A 4591-nucleotide genomic window follows, 5' to 3' on the forward strand; every position below is an offset into this window, starting at 1 on the left:
GACGACGACCTCGCGCGCGCCCGAATCGCGCAGCCGCTGCGCATCGGCCTCGGTCTGCGCCAGCACCAGCGTGATCGCCTCGACCGCCGGCCGCAGCACCGCGGCCAGCCGCTCGCCCTGGCGCCGGCTCTTCTCGCTCAGCCGCGCATTCGCCAGCACCATCGGGATGCCGCTGCCCTGCGCGCGCCGCAGCAGGTTCGGCCAGATCTCGGTCTCCATCAGCACGCCCACRCGCGGGCGGAACTGCTCGAAGAAGCGCTGCACGACACCCGGCGTGTCGTACGGCAGCCAGGCCTGCACATCGCCCTCGCGCAGCAGCGCCTCGCCGGCTTCGCGGCCGGTGGCCGTGCTGTGCGTCAGCAGCAGCCGCAGGCCCGGCCGCTCGGCACGCAGCGCATCGATCAGCGCCGCGGCAGCACGCGTCTCGCCGAGCGAGACCGCATGCACCCACACGTCGCCGAGCCAGCGCCCCTCGTGCAGGTCGCGGTGCTCGCGGTAGTCGCCCAGCCGCTCCAGCACCTTGTGCCGGTACAGCGGCTCGGCCCGGCCGCGCAGCCACAGCCGCAGCAGGTACACCGGCTTCAGCGACGCCAGCAGCAGCGAATAGGCATGCCGTGCGAGCGACTGCCGCCACGTCGCGGCCGGGACGTCGTGCAGGGGATCCACGGTGCCCGTCATCCCCGCGACGCGGCGCGCACGACCTGCCAGGTGGCCCACACCAGGTCGACCTCCGGCGTCGGCTCGCGCTCGACCGACACCTGGTGCCGGTGGCCATGCCCGATCTGCGGGCCGGTGCGCCACGCGGTCGGGAAGTTGTACAGCTGCACGTGCGGCAGCCCGAGCGCGACCGCGATGTGGCTCAGCCCGCTGTCGACGCCGATCACGCCCTGCGTCGCGCCCATGCGGTCGACCAGCGCATCGAGCGACATCGCCGGCCACACCTCGGCCTCGGCACCGAAGGCCTGCTGCAGGCGTTCTGCCCGTGCGAGCTCCACCGGTCCGGCATGCGGCAGCGCGATGCGCCAGCCGGCGCCGATGAAACGCCGGCCGAGATCGATCCAGTGCGACTCCGGCCACAGCTTGTCGTCTCGCGAGGTGCCGTGCACGAACACCAGCGTGCGTTTCGGCAGCGGCTGGGCATCGCAGCGCAGCCCGAATTGCGGCGACCCCTGCACCGTGTAGTTCAGCGCCATCGCGGCCAGCTTGCGCGAGCGGTCGAGCGCATGCACGTGCGGCTCCATCGCGAGCGGCTGGTCGATCAGCCAGCGCGCCGGCCGCTCGAAGCTGGAACCGTCGGTGCGGTTCGCCAGGCCGAAGCTCGGGCCATCGGCCATGCGGGCCACCAGGGCCGATTTGGTCAGGCCCTGCAGGTCGAGCACCGCGTCGTAGCGGTGCTGCGCCAGGTGCGCGCGGAAGGCGCGCCATTCGTCGCGCACCGTGCGCGTCCACCAGGCGCGCCGCCAACGGCGCTGCGCGCATTCGATCACCTCGCTCACGCCCTGCACGCGCCGCACCAGCGGCGCGAAGCCCGGCTCGACCACCCAGTCGACATGCGCGTTGCGGTAGACCGCCCGGATATCGTGGACGACGGGCATCGCATGCACCACGTCGCCGAGCGACGACAACTTGACGATCAGGACGCGCACGAAGACGGCACTGCGGGTCAATGCGCGGCAGCGGCGATCTGCGCGTCGGGCTTGGCCACGCGCAGCGCGGCCATGAAGTCGGCCTCGATGCGGTGCAGCGCCTCCTGCGTGTGCCCTTCGAAGCGCAGTACCAGCACCGGCGTGGTGTTCGACGAACGGATCAGCCCGAAGCCGTCTTCGTACTCGGCGCGCAGGCCGTCGATCGTGATGATCTCCTTCGCGCCGGGGAAGCGCGCGCCGTCGAGCAGCTTCTGCACGACGACCTTCGGCTCGCCTTCGGCGCAGGGCACGTTCAGCTCGGGCGTGCTGAAGCTGGTGGGCAGCGCGTTCAGCACCTGGCTCGGGTTGCGGCTGCGCGACAGGATCTCCAGCAGGCGCGCGGCGGTGTAGGTGGCGTCGTCGAAGCCGTACCAGCGCTCGCCGAAGAAGATGTGGCCGCTCATCTCGCCGGCCAGCGGCGCCTTCAGCTCCTTCATCTTCGCCTTCACGAGCGAATGGCCGGTCTTCCACATCAGCGGCTTGCCGCCGGCGGCGCGGATCGTCGGCGCGAGGCGCTGCGTGCACTTGACGTCGAAGATGATGGTGCCGCCGGGGTTGCGCGACAGCACGTCGGTCGCGAACAGCATCAGCTGGCGATCCGGGTAGATGATGTTGCCTTCCTTGGTGACGACGCCCAGCCGGTCGCCGTCGCCGTCGAACGCGAGGCCCAGTTCGGCATCGGTCTCCTTCACGGTGCGGATCAGGTCGGCCAGGTTCTCGGGCTTGCTCGGGTCCGGGTGGTGGTTCGGGAAATCGCCGTCGACCTCGGAGTACAGCTCGGTCACCTCGCAGCCGAGCGCGCGCAGGATGCCGGGCGCCGACGCACCGGGGATGCCGTTGCCGGAGTCGACGACGATCTTCATCGGGCGGCTCAGCTTGCAGTCGGCGACGATGCGGGCGCTGTACTCGGCCAGCACGTCCATCGTGCCGGTGCGGCCGGTGGCCACGGTGTAGTGCTCCGATTCCATGCGGATGCGCAGCGCCTGGATCTCGTCGCCGTAGATCGCGCGGCCGGCCAGCACCATCTTGAAGCCGTTGTAGTCCTTCGGGTTGTGGCTGCCGGTCACCTGGATGCCGCTGTTGCAGCCGTGCTTGCCGCGCGTGGCGGCCACGTAGTAGAGCATCGGCGTCGTCACGGCGCCGATGTCGACGACGTCGAGCCCGGTCGACGCGAGGCCGCGGATCAGCGCGGCGACGAGGCCCGGCCCCGACAGGCGGCCGTCGCGGCCCACGGCCACGGCCTTCTCACCCGCCTTCAGTGCCTCGCTGCCGAAGGCGCGGCCCAGGTGCTCCGCGAACGCTTCGTCGATCGTCTTGCCGACGATGCCGCGGATGTCATAGGCCTTGAAGTTGGACGCAGTCACTTGCATTCGGTTTCTCCTGGAGAGTGGCGGATTGTAGATAGCGTCTGACATGCAGCCTTCGGGCCAGCGCGGGCTCGCAGCCCGGCCCGCGACATGTCCGAAAACGGCGAGTCATGCGGCGCGAGGGTGCGATGATCACGCCATGCCTACCTTCGACTCCGATGCCGCCTATCTGGCCATCAAGGCCCGCGACGCCCGCTTCGACGGCCGCTGGTTCGTCGGCGTCACGTCGACCGGCATTTATTGCCGACCGATTTGCCGCGTGCGCACGCCGCGCCGCGAGAACTGCGTGTTCTTCGACACGCCGGCCCAGGCCGAGGCAGCCCGCTTCCGCCCGTGCATGAAGTGCCGACCTGAAGTGGCGCCGGGGCCGGGGCTGGCGTGGACGGTGATGGACGCATCGCGCACGCTGGCCCGCCAGGCGGCGCACTGGCTCGACCACGCCGCGGCCGAGGAAGAAACGCCGTCGATCGCCGCGCTGGCCGCGCACCTGGGCGTCAGCGACCGCCACCTGCGCCGCATCTTCGCGGCCGAGCATGGCGTGACGCCGCTGCAGTACGTGCAGACGCGCCGCCTGCTGCTGGCCAAGCAGTTGCTGACCGACACGCGGCTGCCGATCGCGCAGGTCGCGCTGGCCAGCGGCTTTCGCAGCCTGCGGCGCTTCAACGCGGCCTTCGCCGACAGCTACCGCATGAGCCCGACGCGACTGCGCGGCGATGCAGCCGGCGAGTCGGTGTCGCCGGACGACGGCGTGACCGTCTCGCTCGGTTTCCGCTCCCCGTACGACACGGCGGCGATGCTGCGCTTCCTGACCGCCCGCGCGATACCGGGCGCCGAGGCGGTGGAAGCCGCCCGCGTGCGCCGCAGCGTGCGCGCCGGCGTGCTCGGCCCCGAGGCCGGCTGGCTCGAGGCCGCCTTCATCGACGCGACACCGACGCGCCCGGCCAGCCTGCGGCTGCGCTACGCGCCGGCGCTCGCGCCGCACAGCGGCCGGGTCGTGATGGCGGTGCGGCGCTGGCTCGACCTCGATGCCTCGCCACAGACCATCGACGACGTGCTGCGCGACCTGCCCGGCGCGCCCGGCCTGCGGCTGCCGGGCAGCATCGACGCGTTCGAGATGGCGGTGCGCGCAGTGCTCGGCCAGCAGGTCACGGTGGCCGCGGCGCGCACGCTGGCGCGGCGGCTGATCGAGCGCTTCGGCGAGCCGGTCGCGACGCCGTGGGATGACGTGGCGCGCTGCTTCCCGTCACCGGCCGCGCTCGCTGGAGCACCGTTGGAGCGCATCGCCGAGCTCGGCATCATCCGCAGCCGCGTCGGCGCGATCCAGGCGCTCGCCAACGCCTGGCCCGAGCTGACCCGGCTGCTCGCGCTGCCCCACCAGCCCGAGGCGCTGATGAGCGCACTGGCCGAGCTGCCCGGCATCGGCCCGTGGACGGCGCACTACCTCGCGATGCGCGCGCTCGGCTGGCCCGATGCCTTCCCGCCGAAGGACGTGGCGGTGCTGAACGCGATGAAGGCCCTGTTCGGCACGCAGAACCAGCG

At 71.7% G+C, this 4591-nt stretch carries 4 protein-coding genes; 1 reads left to right on the forward strand and 3 read right to left on the reverse strand.

The annotated features are described in order from the left end of the window. The 3 genes from AC1D12_RS25470 to AC1D12_RS25480 all read right to left on the reverse strand — a co-directional run. Positions 1-666 (reverse strand): 3-deoxy-D-manno-octulosonic acid transferase (locus AC1D12_RS25470; RefSeq protein ID WP_477843695.1); only part of this gene is annotated, 666 nt, incomplete at its 3' end. A gap of 8 nt (positions 667-674) precedes the next feature. Beyond that, positions 675-1667 carry a lipopolysaccharide heptosyltransferase I gene (gene waaC / locus AC1D12_RS25475; protein WP_477843697.1) on the reverse strand — a complete coding sequence of 331 codons (993 nt, stop codon included), beginning with the start codon at positions 1665-1667 and terminating at the stop codon, positions 675-677. Then, positions 1664-3055, reverse strand: a complete 1392-nt coding sequence (locus tag AC1D12_RS25480; protein ID WP_477843699.1) for a phosphomannomutase/phosphoglucomutase — start codon at positions 3053-3055, stop codon at positions 1664-1666. Before AC1D12_RS25480 ends, waaC begins: the two co-directional genes overlap by 4 nt. A 136-nt stretch (positions 3056-3191) precedes the next feature. Here AC1D12_RS25480 and AC1D12_RS25485 point away from each other — a divergent pair. After that, positions 3192-4591: DNA-3-methyladenine glycosylase 2 family protein (locus AC1D12_RS25485; protein WP_477843701.1), on the forward strand; the 1400-nt coding region annotated here is incomplete at its 3' end.

The organism is Rhizobacter sp. P1_G5, from assembly GCF_056405435.1.

Coding starts and splice junctions, on each gene's coding strand:
- AC1D12_RS25480 (WP_477843699.1), bottom strand. CDS start 3,055: ATGCAAGTGACTGCGTCCAACTTCAAGGCCTATGACATCCGCGGCATC.